At 58.8% G+C, this 15,765-nt stretch carries 11 protein-coding genes and 4 pseudogenes; 10 read left to right on the forward strand and 5 right to left on the reverse strand.

The window, feature by feature from the left end; all coding sequences use genetic code 11:
* Nucleotides 1-123: 123 nt before the first annotated feature.
* The 8 genes and pseudogenes from EOA79_RS03960 (at nt 124) to EOA79_RS03990 (ending at nt 6,051) form a co-directional block, all read left to right on the forward strand.
* Complete coding sequence (locus EOA79_RS03960; RefSeq protein ID WP_236473635.1) at nt 124-1,041, forward strand: DMT family transporter; 918 nt, start codon at nt 124-126, stop codon at nt 1,039-1,041.
* Entirely contained in the window at nt 1,038-3,020 is a 1,983-nt protein-coding gene (locus tag EOA79_RS03965) for an argininosuccinate synthase-related protein (RefSeq protein WP_127215244.1), read from the forward strand. Before EOA79_RS03960 ends, EOA79_RS03965 begins: the two co-directional genes overlap by 4 nt.
* Nucleotides 3,021-3,241: 221 nt before the next feature.
* Nucleotides 3,242-3,469: an aminotransferase class III-fold pyridoxal phosphate-dependent enzyme gene (locus EOA79_RS34035; RefSeq protein WP_263485461.1), complete on the forward strand. Its 228-nt coding sequence runs from the start codon at nt 3,242-3,244 to the stop codon at nt 3,467-3,469.
* Entirely contained in the window at nt 3,430-3,678 is a 249-nt protein-coding gene (locus EOA79_RS34040; protein WP_063169297.1) for an aminotransferase class III-fold pyridoxal phosphate-dependent enzyme, read from the forward strand. Before EOA79_RS34035 ends, EOA79_RS34040 begins: the two co-directional genes overlap by 40 nt.
* 308 nt (nt 3,679-3,986) lie before the next feature.
* Nucleotides 3,987-4,221 (forward strand): annotated as a pseudogene (locus EOA79_RS03975) (aldehyde dehydrogenase family protein); the annotation flags it as partial.
* A gap of 68 nt (nt 4,222-4,289) precedes the next feature.
* Nucleotides 4,290-4,945 (forward strand): annotated as a pseudogene (locus EOA79_RS03980) (IS630 family transposase); the annotation flags it as partial.
* A 101-nt stretch (nt 4,946-5,046) separates the two neighbouring features.
* Nucleotides 5,047-5,706, forward strand: coding sequence for a hypothetical protein (locus EOA79_RS33425; protein ID WP_063169296.1), 660 nt, complete (start codon nt 5,047-5,049; stop codon nt 5,704-5,706).
* Between the two features lie 144 nt (nt 5,707-5,850).
* Nucleotides 5,851-6,051 carry a hypothetical protein gene (locus EOA79_RS03990; RefSeq protein WP_244514237.1) on the forward strand — a complete coding sequence of 67 codons (201 nt, stop codon included), beginning with the start codon at nt 5,851-5,853 and terminating at the stop codon, nt 6,049-6,051.
* Between the two features lie 307 nt (nt 6,052-6,358).
* Here EOA79_RS03990 and EOA79_RS03995 read toward each other — a convergent pair whose 3' ends face one another.
* Together EOA79_RS03995 and EOA79_RS04000 are read right to left on the reverse strand one after the other, a co-directional pair.
* Nucleotides 6,359-7,057 (reverse strand): OmpW family protein, encoded by a 699-nt coding sequence (locus tag EOA79_RS03995; RefSeq protein ID WP_063169295.1) that lies wholly within the window; start codon nt 7,055-7,057, stop codon nt 6,359-6,361.
* A 38-nt stretch (nt 7,058-7,095) separates the two neighbouring features.
* Nucleotides 7,096-9,258, reverse strand: a complete 2,163-nt coding sequence (locus EOA79_RS04000) for a prolyl oligopeptidase family serine peptidase (protein WP_082826571.1) — start codon at nt 9,256-9,258, stop codon at nt 7,096-7,098.
* Nucleotides 9,259-9,475: 217 nt separating this feature from the next.
* Here EOA79_RS04000 and EOA79_RS04005 point away from each other — a divergent pair, with 217 nt between their 5' ends.
* Nucleotides 9,476-9,736, forward strand: coding sequence for a hypothetical protein (locus tag EOA79_RS04005; protein WP_095769041.1), 261 nt, complete (start codon nt 9,476-9,478; stop codon nt 9,734-9,736).
* Nucleotides 9,737-9,829: 93 nt separating this feature from the next.
* Nucleotides 9,830-10,030: pseudogene (locus tag EOA79_RS04010) on the forward strand (SMC-Scp complex subunit ScpB); the annotation flags it as partial.
* Between the two features lie 161 nt (nt 10,031-10,191).
* On the opposite strand, the gene EOA79_RS32630 reads toward EOA79_RS04010, so the two are convergent.
* The 3 genes and pseudogenes from EOA79_RS32630 to EOA79_RS04025 all read right to left on the reverse strand — a co-directional run bounded on the left by EOA79_RS32630 (nt 10,192) and on the right by EOA79_RS04025 (nt 15,005).
* Nucleotides 10,192-10,428 (reverse strand): hypothetical protein, encoded by a 237-nt coding sequence (locus EOA79_RS32630; protein ID WP_063169293.1) that lies wholly within the window; start codon nt 10,426-10,428, stop codon nt 10,192-10,194.
* Between the two features lie 116 nt (nt 10,429-10,544).
* Nucleotides 10,545-11,228: pseudogene (locus EOA79_RS33430) on the reverse strand (integrase); the annotation flags it as partial.
* Nucleotides 11,229-11,471: 243 nt separating this feature from the next.
* Nucleotides 11,472-15,005 carry an autotransporter domain-containing protein gene (locus EOA79_RS04025; protein WP_082826570.1) on the reverse strand — a complete coding sequence of 1,178 codons (3,534 nt, stop codon included), beginning with the start codon at nt 15,003-15,005 and terminating at the stop codon, nt 11,472-11,474.
* Nucleotides 15,006-15,765 lie beyond the last annotated feature (760 nt).

Genomic DNA, 15,765 nt, shown 5'->3' on the forward strand with positions numbered 1-15,765 from the left:
GGCACGGCACTTGCGTTACCAAAAACAAGTACCCCGCGGCACGGATCGCCCAAGAGGCTGAACGACCTGATCTGTTTGACCCTCGCAGCAGGGTGGATGGCTAACACAAAGGAAACTTTGAAGGTGGACGTTTTCGAAAGTTCTCCAATACCTGTCAGGAAAACACGGACGCCATCTTTCTCGGTGGATCTAGCCTTGCTGGGAGTCGCATTCGTTTGGGGGGCGAGCTATCCGGTCGGGAAAGGCGCACTGTTCTACGCGCCGGTTTCGATACTTGTTCTTTATCGCTTCCTGATTACTACGATCATTACGGCAGTGGCTGCAAGACATGAGATCGCATTGGTCTCCTGGGGCGATTTCATCCGCGGCTTCGCATTGGGAACAATACTTTTTTGCATCTTTATTGCTGAAACTTACGGCGTTGCATCGACAAGCGCAATGAACACGGCCTTGATCATATCGCTTTGTGTGATTTTCACGCCGATCATCGACTATGGGCTATCACGGCGACTTCCACCTACGGGCATTTTGGCAAGTGCTGCCATAGCGTGCATCGGTGTCGGCATTCTCACTGGCGGGATCAGCAGGTTCAGCCCGGGTGACGCGCTTGTCTTGGGGGCCGCGATTCTGCGAGCGGTTATGGTCGTTTCCACCAAACGCCTTCTGGCCGGCCGGCAGATTTCATCTGCAGCCCTGACGGCCATCCAGGGATCGACGGTGGCAACACTTACTTTCGTTTTGGCCGTCGCTCAGTTCGGAATTTCAGGCCTTGTTGTGAGGGCCACCCTTCAGTTTTGGGGCGCTGTTGCCTTCCTTGCACTCTTCTGCACCCTCGCTGCATTCTACATTCAAAATGCCGCAGTGAGAAAATCCACACCGACACGGGTTGGCTTCTTGATGGGAACAGAACCTTTTTTTGGTTTCGTTCTAGCGCACCTTCTTCTGAATGAGCCTTTGACAGTACCGAGCTTGATAGGCGCAGGCCTCGTCCTCGCTGGGACGTTTGCTGGCATCTGGTTTGAGAGCAGGACATCCAAATGAACCCCATCTTGGCTTCCACCAAACCCGCCATCGGCGGCATTTCGAGTTTTGAAGATCTGGAGGCTTTTCCGGACCGAACCGCACCAGTTGCAACCATGTTCAGCGGCGGTCTCGACAGCACCTATCTTCTCTACAAGCTGCAAAGCCTTGGCTTTGCGAACATTGAAGCTGTCGCAGCGGATGTCGGAACGCGCATCGATCAGCCTTTGTTGGAACGGACGGCAGCCATGTTCGGCGCGCGCTTTGTCTGCCTCGAAGGGCGGGATGCCTTTGTCGAACAAGGCGTAAAATCAGCCATTCGAGCCCACGCCAAGTACCTTGGCATCTATCCGTTGAGCAGTTCGTTGAGCCGTCCCATAATCGCATCTTTGGTTGTTAATCATGCAAGGTCAATCGGCTCACGGCTGGTTCTTCATACAGCAAACCTTTCTCAAAACAGTCTTCCGCGCCTTAACAATAGCATTAAGCGCTCAGGATTTTCCGGCAACTTCGGCAGTCCGTATGAATGCTCTGTGATATCCCGACAACAGAAGACCTCCGACCTGTCCAAGTGTGGAGCGACTTTTGTGGCGGACCGTACGTGGAGCGCGGACGAAAACCTCTGGTGTCGGGAATTCGAGTCGGGGCCTTTGGAAGATCCCGAGAACTTTTCCATCCCCGAGGAGGCATTTGCTTGGACGCGCAACATTCCCGCAGAGCAGCCGGTAGAGATCAAACTCGGGTTTGCAGACGGAAGTCTCGTGTCAATTGATGACCGTGATGTTGCATTGGTCGACGCAATCCCGTTCCTGAATAACACGGTCGGCAAATTCGGGCACGGCCGCTTTGTCGGGCTTGAACACATCACAACCGGCCAAAAGGTTCTCGAAGTCCGCGAGGCCCCTGCGGCGGCCATTATCTTCGACGCGCTGCGTCACCTCGAAACCGCTTCTCTTGACGTGGCATCAATCGTTTTGAAGCAAGGGCTTGAGCAAGCCTGGTCCCAAGAGGCGGTTTCAGGTGCATGGGGCAGTACTATTCACCAGATGTGCGAACGGGCCATTGCATCCGCCCTCGAGGGCGTTAGCGGGAGCGTCAGCTACATAGTCGATCACACACGCTTTTTACCTCGGTCGATCCGAGCCAGGACGCCGAGATACATTAGGGACCGCCACCTTTGGGAATACCAAGCCGCAACCCACATAGCGTCGTCCAAAGCGTTCCGTCCTCGCCAAGTCGCCAAAAGGGAGACACCCGTGGAAAACAACGCACCCCAGGCGCCGGCCAACCTCAGTCAACAATGCACTGACGGTCTGGTGACAAATGGATGGTGGTTTTCAAAAGGCGAGCGCCCCGAAGCCTGCTTTGGCATCGAAATTGATGCAGCCTGGAAGAACTTTGCTGACCATTGGAATCGACTTCTTCTCGATGAATACATGCGTGACGGCGGAACATATCGTTACCGGCGCTATAGCGCTTTTGAATATGACGCAACTGACGGAATCTTTAGGCTCCTACCCCACGCCCCCTACGAACAATCAAAAAGTGTCAATCATCTGAATGGCGGCTTCAAGCGCCACTTCGAGCCCCTTGAAAACTCCTTTATAGACCATCCCGTCTTAGAAAAGATTCTGACAGGTTTCTGCAGAATTCTATGTGAAGCCGCCCGACATGATCGTTGGAATATCAAGATCCATCCCTACCGGATTGTCGCGCGCGATGGTGTAAACGGCAAACCGGCACCCGAGGGCCTTCACCAGGACGGGGTGGACTTCATTGCTTGCTATATGATTGGGCGGGTCAACGTCACCGGCGGCATGAGCATGATCACCGACGCCTCAAAGGAGTTCCTCGGCGAGGTCGAAATGAACTCCCCGAATGATTTTGTGATCTGCAACGACCGCGAAACCTTTCACGATGTATCGTCGATTGTGGCCGAAAACCTGAAAATGCCGTACGCTTATCGCGACGTTCTTGTGATCGCCTTCGAGAAATTATAACGCCCAGCGCGCCGAGAGCATTTTCAACAAGGTTCAATACTGCTTGGTATCCTCTCGGGTGTTCCTGGTGCGGGAACAATGCAGGATTAATTTCTTGCATCTAAACACCTAGATAGCAGTTTCGCCTCTCTGGTATGATGGTTTTTGGCCTCGCGGATCTCGCGTAATACGAATGACCGTGGACACCCCCGATCTTCGCAAGAAAGTGAGAAATTATCCTCATGCTGTCCGACGAGGTGGTCTGCGGCTTCGGAGGCACCGGGAACTGGTTTGGTAGCCAGACATTTGGGATGGAACCGGACATGCTCTCGATCGCCGGGGGGCTTTCATCCGGTCACCTGCCCATTGGCGGCGTCATTATCTCGACAAGATTTATCAATGCGCCGCTGACGAGGCCCACAAGGTCGGCGTGTTCGGTCACGGTTTCACCTACTCCGGTCATCCGGTGATAGCGGCCGTCGCCGCCGAGGCGATCAGGATCTACAGCGAGATCGATTTCGTGACCCAGGCGCGTCGTCTCGGCGATCACTTGCATGGAGCCCTCGCGGACGCGCTCGGCGACCATCCGCTTGTCGGTGAAGCCCGCGGCCGCGGCTTCATCGCGGGGGTTCAGATCGTCGAGGATCGTGCGCCCGTCGCGTCTTCGCGCCCGAGCTGAGGATCGGCGATGTCGAGCGGCGGTGCCGCGAGCACGGCGTCATGATCCGCAATATGGGAGACGTGCTTGGAATCTGTCCGCCCTATATAATCACCGAAAGCGAGATCGACCCCTTGGTTGACGGCATTCGTTCTGCACTCGACGGCGCCGCTGCTGCGAATTCCCGGGTCGGTCGGGTGGCATGAGTTCCAGCATTAAGACCGACTGCTTCACTTCAGTGGATATTATCGAGCAAACGCTCACCCGAGGGGTGCACTTCATCCGTGTCCGGTACAAAACGTCACCCATGTCTCAGGTCGGGCACGCCGCTCGCCAACGACACCGAGTTCGGCCTCGCGGCCTACTTCTACACCGGCGATCTCGGTCGCGCCTTCCGCGTGATGGAAGGACTGAAGTACCGGCGTCAATGAAGGCCTGATCACCACGCCGGAGGTGCCGTTCCGCGGCGTCAAGGAATCGGGCCTCGGCAAGGAAGGCGGCCTCCAGGGCATCGTGGATTATCTCGACACCAAACATGTCTGCATCGGCGGTCTCGGCGTCTAGTGGTTCCCGCCTGACATAGGAGTCCAATCAGAGATTCCCTTTCTGGCCTGCGCGTGCGAGTCTGGCGCATGCGCACAGGAAGATCGTTCACCGTTTCGTCGGCCGATCGCGTCCGTCTGACGGCGCTGATCAGGGATCGCAACGCCCCGCAAAAGCATGTCTGGCGCGCCGAGATAGTGCTTTTGCCCGCCGACGGCGTCGGCACCGGCGAGGTCATGCGCCGCATCGGCAAGTCGAAGACCGACGTCTGGCGCTGGCAGGAGCGCTTTGCCGCGGAAGGCTGTGACGGGCTGCTGCGCGACAAGACGCGACAGTGGCGCATTCCGCCGCTCGGTCCCGATGTCGGCGAGCGCGTCGTGGCACTGACGCTTGCCGATCCGCCGGGCGAGAGGACCCACTGGACCGCCGACATGATGGCGCAAGCCGCCGCAATCAGCGCCAGCGCCGTCAGGCGCATCTGGAAGGCGCATGGTCTCGCACCCCACCGCTGGCGCCAGGTTCAAGCTCTCCAATGATCCGAAGTTCGTCGACAAGTTGCGCGCCGTCGTCGGCCTCTATCTCGATGCGCCGGCCCATGCCATCGTTCTGTCGGTCGATGAAAAGAGCCAGATCCGGCGCTCGACCGCACCCACCCGGCCTGCCGATGAAGAAGGGGCGGCTCGGTACGATGAGGCACGACTACAAGCGCAACGGCACCACCACCCTGTTCGCCGCCCTCAACGTCCACTATTGTCCCGTTGACGAGAATATCATCTTAGTTGCTTGTAAAAATTTGTTCTCCACTTCCGTCTCCATCGTATCTCAGTCAACGCGATGGAGCAGGAAATGACTACAAACATTGTGAAACTGGAAGAAGGCAGGGCAATCGGCTCTAATCGTGACGTGCCGCTGTCAGATCATGAGGCGGAAGCCCTAGGGCATCTTGCGGTGGCGCTGAGTGGCATTTCGACGACCATTCGGTCCGCCGCCTACAAACACGCGCTAAACTCTAGTCACGCGATGAAGCCCCTAAAGGAGACGGAGGACGCGCTTACCGACTACGACGCCTTGGCGAGGGCGGCGGGCCGAAAGCAGCCGAAAGCGGCGGAGGAGGACGACAGGAAGGGGGACGCCCTAGCGAGAGAGGCCGCCGCACAGGTCAGCAGGGTCGATCAGACCCGATCTTCCCGCTGGAGCAGACCGCGAAGGGTACCGGTGGCATCAACGGACTACGTTCGGCAGGTGGTCATGGCAGATAGTCAGCTTGGAGCAGTGTCGGCACTGGTAAACGCGCGGCGAGTGGCTCCAGAACGCTTCCATGCTTCTGTTCCCAGTGTAGATAATAATCCGGATGCTCCGCTTCTGACCTCTTTTTCGGACTATCTGAGCAGGGTGTGCGGACTGGAGTCAAAGTCCCGCGAAGGCGTTCTCCTGGGCAGCCGCCGCTTTCTGGATTGGTTCCATCACCACCATTCCCGGCCAAGCCCTCGGCGCGTTGACGGCTGAGCATGTCCTTGCCGCTGTCGAACATCGGCTGTCACTATCGGCGACCTCCGGTACCCGCACCGGCAGCAACTTCTCACATCGTATTGGGCTGGCCACCACGACCAGAATCTCGCGCGCGTCGTCCCCAGGACGCCCCACTGGCGTTTGGCTCATCTAACCCTCGAACTCGGCTACGGCCCGTCGACGGTCTTCTTCACATGGGTCGGATTCGACGAAATGGACGAGGTCACAGGCGACGGCCATGCTGAACTGCTCGACGACGGCTCCATCGACATCACCTTCTATCACAACGGCGACGAGGCAATCCTCAAGGCCAAACGGGACACTTCTTCAACGGCCTGCTAGGAGATCCGTGTTCGCCTTGCGCTGACAAAGAAGCTCACACATGACGTCCGGGAGACGATGCTGGCAAATGGTCTGGCTGAAGCATTCCACCCACAATACCAAAGCCCGTCCCGATCCAAAGCGCTTCTAAGCACTCCACCTCAGGCGCAAGGCCGGTTGGCCAGTGCATCTTCTTGGTCCGCCGGAAGAGAACCCCGCCCGACAATAGCTTCATGAGGTCTTGCGCTGCAGTGTCGACCGTAAAAAAGGGCGCGCGAGGCGCCCTTCATTTAAACCGGCAGTCGGGAAGCAGACTTCACTCTGATATTCAAAAGCGGTAGGTGACACCTGCGCCTATCAGCCAGGGATCGAGCTCCGCCTTCCCCGTCAGCTTCGCGCCGGTCACCGTGACGTCGAAGTCCGGCTTCAGGAAAAGCTTCTTCACGTCGAAGTTGAGGCCCCAGTGCTGGTCCACCATGTAGTCGAATCCGACCTGCAGCGCCGTGCCGAACGTGTTCTTCACCTTGAGAGCATCAGCGCTGCCAGTGTCCTGGTTGTAGAAGATCGTGTAGTTCACGCCGGCGCCGACATAAGGCTTGAACGCGCCGAGATCGGTAAAATGGTACTGCAACGTGAGTGTCGGCGGCAGCAGCCAAACTTTGCCGATGTTGCCCAACCCTCCGATCGTCCCTTGGCCCGCGATGTTGGCATAAGTGGTACCGAGTATGAGTTCGGCGGCGATGTTGTCGGTGAAGAAATACGAGATATCGAGTTCCGGCGTCACCGTGTCCGAATACGAAAGACCGGAGCCGGGAAGCGTATCAACGTAGCCCAGATCTTTCGTAACGACGCCCAACGCCCGCAGGCGGACCTGCCAAGGGATTGGCGCTTCGGTGACCGAGGCTCCCGTCTCCGCCAGGACGGTCTCTGCTTGCGCAGGCTCCGCGGCGACGGCCTGCTGTCCCACCATGATCAGGGCCACCGCCGCTGCTGTTGCCCGCGCTACGCCCATTCGCGTTCTCGCCATGAGATTCACTCCTTGATGTTCAGAAAGGATGCACTGCACTATTTCGTCTCCTGCTCGAATGAATTGTTGATGGACCTCAAATGCCCCTCTTGCGTTGCAACGCGTTCCGCCGTCTCCGGAGGGTGATCGTTGAAGCCGATTGCGCTGCGGAGAAAATTGGTGCCTAGACTGATGAATGCGGCTTGCTCCCGATTGTCCTCGCCGCAGCCGTGCCCGCCTGCGCTGGCCTCGTAGAAGTAAGCGGGATAGCCAAGAGCCTGCAGTTTTGCGGCCATCTTGCGCGCATGGCCCGGATGGACGCGGTCGTCGCGTTTCGTGGTGGCGATCAGGATAGGCGGATAGGGCTGTCCCGGCGCTGCGGCGTGATAGGCGGAGATTTCCTTCAGGAAAGCCCAATCGTGAACCTTGTCCGGATCGCCATATTCGTCGATCCAGCTCGCGCCCGCCAAGAGCTTGGTGTAGCGACGCATGTCGATAAGCGGTGCTGTGCAGAACAGAGCCCCGAAATGCTCAGGATAGCGGGTCAGCATGTTTGCGATCAGCAGGCCGCCATTTGAGCCACCCTCGGCGGCAATCCGCCTCGGCAGGGTGATGCCCCTTCGCACGAGGTCGGAGGCAACGGCGGCGAAATCGTCGTGGGCGAGACGCTTGCCCTCCCTGCGCCCGGCTTCGTGCCAGCGGGTGCCGAACTCGCCGCCGCCGCGGATGTTCGCCTCGACACACGTGCCGCCGCGCTCGAGCCACAGCTTGCCCAGCGGGGAGTTGTAGTAGGGCAGGAATGATACGCCGAACCCGCCATAAGCGGAAAGGTGAATCGGAGCATCTCCGTTCCCGTTCGCCGGACCAACCTGCGTATAGGGGATCAGCTCATGATCGATAGAGACTGCCTCGTGGCGCGTGACCACCAGTCCGGATGCATCGAAATTCTCCGGGCTGCGCTTCAGGATTGCTGAAGCGCTGAGAGACGGCGCGGCATTCAGATCGAACAGCAAGAGCTGCGGCGGCGTGATCGGATCCTGAGCACAGATCAGGACCTCTCCATTGGTCTCGTGAACTGCCGCATCGAATGACCAGACGTCGACAGTACCTTCGGCGGGCAGGGTGTTCAGGACTCGGCGCGTCCATTCCTGGTGGCCGGGAGTGAACATCTCGAAACGCGGTGCGAGATTGACGAGGTAAGAGATAATGAGCTTCCCGTCATTCCAGAAGAATGACTGCATGGAGCGCCTTTCCCCTGGTTGAAACAGGGTCTCAAAACGGCGTCCGCCGGCGAGGAAAGTGGAAAGCGAGATGACGATCAGCGCGTCGGCGGGATGGGTGGTGCCTCCCACCGTCCAGGGCTTGCGCGGCCTTACCGCCAGCCAGTCGCCGAAGACCCGCCACGACGCGTCGCGAGGAAGATCGATCTGCCTCCTCGGCCCGCTCCTATCGCCGATCCAGCTGATCTTCTCGAAGAAGGCCGGCTGCTCGATGAACCAAAGGCGCTCGCTGCGGCCGGTGCGGTCCGAATGACCAGACACTTGGAAGCTTTCGAACCCGGCCTCGAAGATTGCCGGCGTGGTGAGGGGATCCGCGTCACGCTTCCACAGTCGAACTGTGCGCGCATAGCCGGAGCGGGTGGCCATGCCATTACCAAGCGCACTGGAAAGCAGAAGCGTGTCAGGGTCCAGCCAATTAACGTAGCCTTTGGCCTCGGGGAGGTTGAAGCCGTCGGCGACAAAGCTCAGAGAAATCAGGTCGAATTCGCGATGCACGACCGCGTCGCTGCCGCCGCGCGACAGGCGCAGAACGGCTCTTTCCCGTCTCTCCGGCTCGATGGACGCGCCGTCCCAGATCCAGTCCTCTCCGTCGCTAGCCGCGAGAGCATCCAGATCGAGCAGTAGCTCCCATTGGGGATCCGCCTTCATGTAGGCGGCAAGGGTGGTCCGGCGCCACAGTCCGCGTGGATTACCGTCATCTCGCCAGTAATTGTAGAGGTACTGACTACGGCGCGCGATCAGGGGAAGATTGTCGCGATTGTCGAAAATGGCTGTCAGAGCCGCGCGGTCGCGCTCGAACTGCGTTCCACCGAAGTGCTTCAGAGTCCTTGCCGATTGGCCGGCGGCCCAGGCAAGTGCCCGCTCGCCCTCTACATCTTCAAGCCAGACATAGGGATCGTCGTCGGGAGCATCAAGCGTTGGACGGACATCAAATGCGTTCATGTCCGGACAGCCTTCAGAAAGAAGGGATAGAGGCTTCCGTCGGCTCGGGAACGCTCAGTGTCGGTAGCGGCGCCCACATGTTCGAAAAGCGTGATCATTGATGAGTTCTTCCAGTCGGTGCGGCATCGCAGTGCTTTTGCGCATAGGGCCGCAACCTTCGTGCCAACTGGGAAAATCGTTTCGGAACAATGCGATCGCTCTGGAAGCGTTGTGTCACATGTCCGACATCGTCGAGAATCCGACAACGAGTGCTCCTCCTAATCACCGGATCAACCTCCGGCGCCAGTCGTGGACACTGTGCAGAACTCGAGAAGTGAAGCTCATTGGAGTGAACCTGGTTGACGCCCAACATCTTCGCTCTGGAGCGCTTCACGCACACGGATTCATGGCAGACACCATGATGCGATCGATGCTGTTAGAGACCAAGCTGGCTGCGCCTGTGAGTTTCAGCCGCCAGCTGGAAGCAGCGGAGTTCTGAGGAGAAGGGTGGGGGGCCCAAGCCCTGCCGCAATCTTGGCCTGCACCGTCCCCTTGATTGTTGTGGGTCAACGTCTGCCTGCCCGCTGAATTTGGCACGCCTTACACCTACGTCACGACCAAGACCTTCCTGTTGCACTTCGGCCTCGACACACTGCGGGATTTGCCCGATTTCGAGGCGATTGAGGTTGCCGCGCTGCTCAGCAAGGAGAAGCTGCTGGCGGGCGATACTCCCATCGGGCTGGTGAGTGGTGGAGGAGGTGAGGAGCGACACTCCAAGGCCAGGACGGGCTAGCGCAGCAGATACATGGAAGTAATCGCTTGATATGAGCGGTTGAGAGTCGAATCAGGGAACTATGCGATCACTATCGATAAGAGGTGGCAATATCGATCGTGATTGTATCGGGCCACTCTACGGCGAAGGAGGCGGCAACTTGTGTCTCCGACCCGAAACGATTACCTTGCGGCCATTATGAGCAAGCATTTGGCATCCGTCTTGACGACGTGAACGCGCCCTGCAGCGTACAGCTGGACGACGCGGCGCTGGCCGATTGCTTTGCGGATCTCGATTTGGCCAAGCAGCATCCCGCTCATGTCAGCGCCTTTCTCGGCGAGGTCCCTCTCGCCCAGCAAGTCGAGTTCGCAACCGCGCACCACATTCGCGGTCGACGAGATGAAGGCTTTTGCCGCCAAGTTCTCTGCCTGGTCCGGCGAAAGCTATCCGCTCGCCGCATAATGGCTGGACATGATAGCCGACGCCCGTCCCGAATGGCGGCGGCTTTTTCGTATTATATCGACCTGATCGACAAGATGCGGCGGAACAGGGGTCCACGTGCGATGCGGCCAAAGCGGATCCAGCTCTCGAGCGCGACTACGGGGTAGGTGTGGTCGCTGGAGCCGCGGCCGACCTCGACCTCGCGCCAGCCGGTCTTGCCGCGCAGGGTGACCAGCAGCCCTTGCCGTCAAAAATCTCGATCCAGCTGGCGCCATCGCTGTTGTCGTCGCGCATGACGTCGAGACCGACGATCTCGGAGCGCCGCAGGCCGCCGCCACAGCCCAGGAGCAAAATAGCGCGGTCGCGCAGGCCCTGAGGTCGTGGCCGAGCGTGGCGATCATCGCCAGCAGATCGTCGCCAGGACCGCCTCTTTCTGCCGCGGTGGCTTTGCGTGCTTGCGGCGAATGCCGGCAAGAACCTTATAGATATGCCGCTCCGCGCGGTCCAACGGCCGGCCGCGCTGGGTAAAGTTCCAGGCGAGGCCGGAAAGCCGCCGCTCGATGGTCGCAAACTAAAGGGCAGGGGCGCCACGCTTCGGATCGCCGGCGGCGGTGCCCGAGGCACAGGCGCTGATATTGAGCCTGATCACCTTCGAGCCCGGAGGCAGGGGATCGAAGCCAGCGCGCCGGCACCAGGAGGAAAAATGCCGCCAATCCTTGGGGTAGGCGTCGCGCGTGTTCTCCGAGGTGGCGTTGTAGCCCCTCGCGGTCTCGACCAGTTCCTGGACATGCGCCGGGACTCTTTGAGCCGGGTCTCCATCTCCTTGTAGAGCTTGTCAAGCTCGCCATCGACTGGCTTCAGGTCGTCGATTGAACATTGCGTCATCATAGGCTTTGTGCCTTGTTGTAGCAGGCATCGTCCGTTCGCGCGGCGGACACAGACATCACCGTCGCTGAGCCGAGAACGACGGTAAAAGAAAATGCACTCACTGACTTCATAACCAATCTCTTTTGCGGGTGATTTAGAAACGGACGCCGAGCTTGGCGCTGAACCCGTGTGTCTGGGCATCCGAGGCGATCTGTCCCTGATAGGCGATGCCGAACGTCGCGTTCTCGGTGATGTTTACGTCAAGCCCAGCTTCGAGCAGAGCTGCGTTCTTTGCGATCGGCACGCCCTTGATGGCGAAGGAGGAACCGCCAGCAAAGGCAAGAGCGGTATCCGGCCTGACGTCGCCGAAGGCGTGGCGCCAGCCAAGACCGCCGCGCGCGGTAGCAGTCACGGTGCCGAGGGTCAGTACCGTCGACGCACGCAGACCTAGCGTGGTAAACGCCGTGTCGCTCGAGCGATCCCCGCTCGACAAGGCGGCTGCGCCGCCATTCTCGGTGAAGCCATCGGCGTCAAAATTCACATAAGCGAGATTAGCGTAGGGCTCGAAGGAAGCCGAAGCCGTATTGATACGGTAGCCGAGCTCGCCAAAGGCCTGGAACGTGCCGGCGTCGTAATCGGCCGAAAGGCTGTCGGCGAAGCCTGGAAAGACCACGGACCTGCCGGTCTCGATGCTGTGCCAGGTATAGGCAAGGCCGGAACGAAAACCGAGATTGCCGTTCTGCGTGCCGGCAAAAAGACCGAGATGGTAATTCTCGCTCGAGCCCGACGACGCGCGATCGTCCGCCTCCAAGGAGGTATGGCTGTAGCCGCTGATGAGGCCGAGCCGCCAGCTTTCGCCGACAGCCGCGTCACCGCCAGCCAGAAAGCCGCCTGTCGAGTGATCGAGACCGGCGGCATTGCCGTCGCTGTCGAGATGACCCCAGGCGCCGAAGCCACGGCCCCATACGGCGAAATTCTCACTCGTTGCCGGGGCCAGTTCCAGACCACCCAGCCCATAAGTCATCACCGGAACGCTGGAGGCACCGACGCCGTCGAACGCCGCACGGATCCGTTCGCTCGCGGCATCGCGTACAGAATGACTGTCCTCGATGAGGCCGCTATGAATGGAAGCATGAACCTCGCCTGATAGCATATCGAAAGCGTTGCGGGCTTCCGGCGCCGTCAGGAACAGGATGTTGTCCTGGATCGGATTACCGCTTCCAAGCGCCTGAGCCGCTGCGGCGACCGAGCGTTGATTGAAGGTGCTGGCTACATCGGCAAACGCCGTCGATGTGCGGCTGATATCGAGATAGACATTGTTGGCATCGTAGACGAGCTGGAAATCGACGAAGGGCGTCGCGTCTGTCGCCAGAGCCCCCGTCAGCCCGCCATAGGTGCCGCTTACGCCGCCTGCTGCGGAGAGCAGAGTATATCGGGCATCGACCGATAGCGTTCCCTGCCGCAGCAGCTCGATCTGCGCGCCGCTGTCGATCGCCGCTGCTCCGCCAACATCGATGAGATCGGACGACCTTGCGAGGTCGACCTGATAGATCGATCCGGACTGCTGCGCGAAATCGCCCGTGACAGTCAGTGTGGTGACGATCCTGCTCGGATCGGTCGCACTGCCAGGAGCGACCGTGCCGCCCTCGGAAATGGTGACCGCACCGTAGGTGCCGCCGCCTGCGACGACACCGCCGCTGTTTGCGATAGCCGTGCCCCCGATCTGCCCGTCATTCCCGAGAAAGCCGGACGTGGTCGCATCATGGGAAAGCACACCTGTATCGGCAAGCAGCAATCCCGCGCCGGAACCGACCGTCGTCATGCCGGAAAAATTGTTCTTTCCGCTCAGCGTTTGCACGCCACCGGCAACGAATAGTTTGCCGCCCATATTATTGTTATCAACGTCGAGGTCGTTGATGCTGCCGGCGAACGTGTCGTTCGAATCCGTTAGCACCAGGGTACGCTTGCCCAGTTCGACCGTTCCGCTGCCACTCAGGCTACGAATACGGGCATCGTTGTAGGCGTCGGAGATTCCCCAATAGTCGCTGCCATTTCCATGTTCGGAGATATCGAACGTGCCGTCTGCAACGACTTTCGCTGACCGTTGGATGTTGCCGAGCCCCGCAAGCGAGAGATAGGCATCCTGAGCAATATTCGTCTCGCCGGTGTAGGTGTTGACATTCGTCATCCGGACCACCGTCTTTGTATCAAGCGTCAGCGATCCGGAGCCGGAGACGACACCCGCTATGCCGAACCCGCCCTCATTCCCCATGCTCGTCGTGATCCTGCTCAGACCGGTCCCTTCGGGTGCGGATGAATCGGTAGAGAAGTTGCTGGCAGTGACGAAATGTGACGTATAAGCGGTATACTTCTTCTCCAGATCGAAAATGACCGATCTGTTTTTGAAGAAGTCAAGACCGGCAACAAAACTGGTCTGGTCATTGGGTTGTTCCGTCGTGCCGCTGGTGTAGGTGAAGTCGATATTGTCCAGCCTTACCGGATCGCCATCCGTTCCTGCGATTGTAACGCTCGGGATGTTGCCCGATGCGCTTACGATCTCGCGTTGCTCATTTCTCCGAACATTTTTAAGTTTGACGCCCGCATCCTGAAATTGCTTCAGCATCGCATCACTGATCTCCAGACTGCCACCGCCCGGTGTGCCGGTGTCGAGCAATACCGCGGTCTTGTTGGGGTCGGTGATTGGTGGGGCTCCATCCTTAACCGTGTACTGCAGATTGTAGCTGCCTTCGTATTCGGTCGAGGCATTGGCGCCAGAGCCAGGAAAATTCTGATAAGAATCCTGATCTTTTTCCTCGGGTTCTCCCCATGGCATGGCATTAGTATATTGGGCCCGGAGGCTTGGATTGAGGTTGACAATCGTGCAGGGGGAACAGCCAGGCGTTTGGTCGCTCTCGGAATCCGGATTCACATTGGCGGAGACCACGTAGCCAGACCTGGTGACACTGCCCATCATGCCCCAGACACTTGTCTTGCCAAGAAAATCGCCGGCCCCGAATGTACCTGCGAAATCGCCGCCTTCGTCTGCCATCTTGCCAGCGGTCATTTTCGCCCGCTGCTCCTTATCGGCGTGATAAGGTTCTTGGAGATCCTGACCATACATATCTTTAAGTCCATCCGTCACGGATCCCGGCGTGCACTTAAGATTGTTGTCCTTGCAATACGCATGGGTATAGACAAAATCGAGAATGCGAGCAGCCCGGTATTTCTTATCGCTTACAGACGGCCCGTCGATTGTTATCTTTTGATCTGGATCGACATATGTAAATTTATCAATTTCCACGTTCTGAAGCTTATTACCATACGTTCCGTCCCCGTACGTATATACGTAAGGCGTGTCGGCAATCGGGCGGACCCCGGTCACCTCTGACCCGATCTGCGTGTTGAGCTGGTCCGAGCCCGTGTCGAATACGTATCGCTGCGCGTTGCCATTGTTGATCTTGGCCCAGATGCCCAGGCGGTCATGGCCTTCCCCGACATACTCCAGCGGGATCGAAATCGGGTCGTCGGCCAACGCTTCTCCAGTTGGAAATGCTACCAGACCCACCCCGAGAGACACAGCCGGCAGGAATACCGTCGTCATCGCGGTGGTTGCCGCCAGAAAGTTCTTTGTCCTGAAACAAGCCTGCATACCTGGTCCTCGAAAAAGTCTCGCAAACTGATTGTTCATTGGAACGGCCTCCTGAATTGTTTAACGAGACCCTTTATGGCGGCCCTGGCTGACAACAGCCTGAAAGCTGCAAGCGGCCTGCGAGAATGGGGCGATCCTGAATGACGACAGGTGCTGTCAACAATGGATGAGTGCTCGGCCTGAAAGCTGAGCACGCTTTATGCTCAGGCTGCTGACAAGGCCAAAGCAGCGTAAGTGCGGAGTGAAATCCAAGGTCCACATGGGTCGTCGCGCTTCCCGTGCGCCTGGGAAGGCGCCGGCCCGGCCAAGCTTTCCCAGATCGTCCGGATGGCGCACAAGATACCGGTTCAGGTCGATCGAGATGGAGGCCGAGGCGTATGCCAAGGCGGTCGACTGCCTGACGAAAGATCAGAATGCGTCGCTGGCGCTCTACGATTTCCGCCGGCAGCGAGCTCAGCTCCTGCCGGGCATCCGTGTTTACTGGCGACGAGACACAAGATGTGCCCAAATTGCCACCAGACCGTCACCTGCGATGAGTTTCGGCAACTGATTTTGTCCTTTCAATCGTCGCCACTTCCTGGCCGCGGCCAACATGGGCCACTCGAAGGCAGCAGACTGGCGGCTATATGGACGGGCTGTGAGCCCGCACCGGAGACATTGGCGAAATCTACGATCTCTATAGCAACGTCAAGGAGAAGCGCGAGGTGTTGCAGATGTGGTCAAATCACATCGAATGGCTGATCAAGCAGGCTGCGGATGACGCTCTGGCGGCGTAGCTGCTGGCATGGGCGGAAGATGC

It is taken from the genome of Mesorhizobium sp. M1A.F.Ca.IN.020.03.2.1, from assembly GCF_004023205.1.
Lineage (GTDB): Bacteria > Pseudomonadota > Alphaproteobacteria > Rhizobiales > Rhizobiaceae > Mesorhizobium.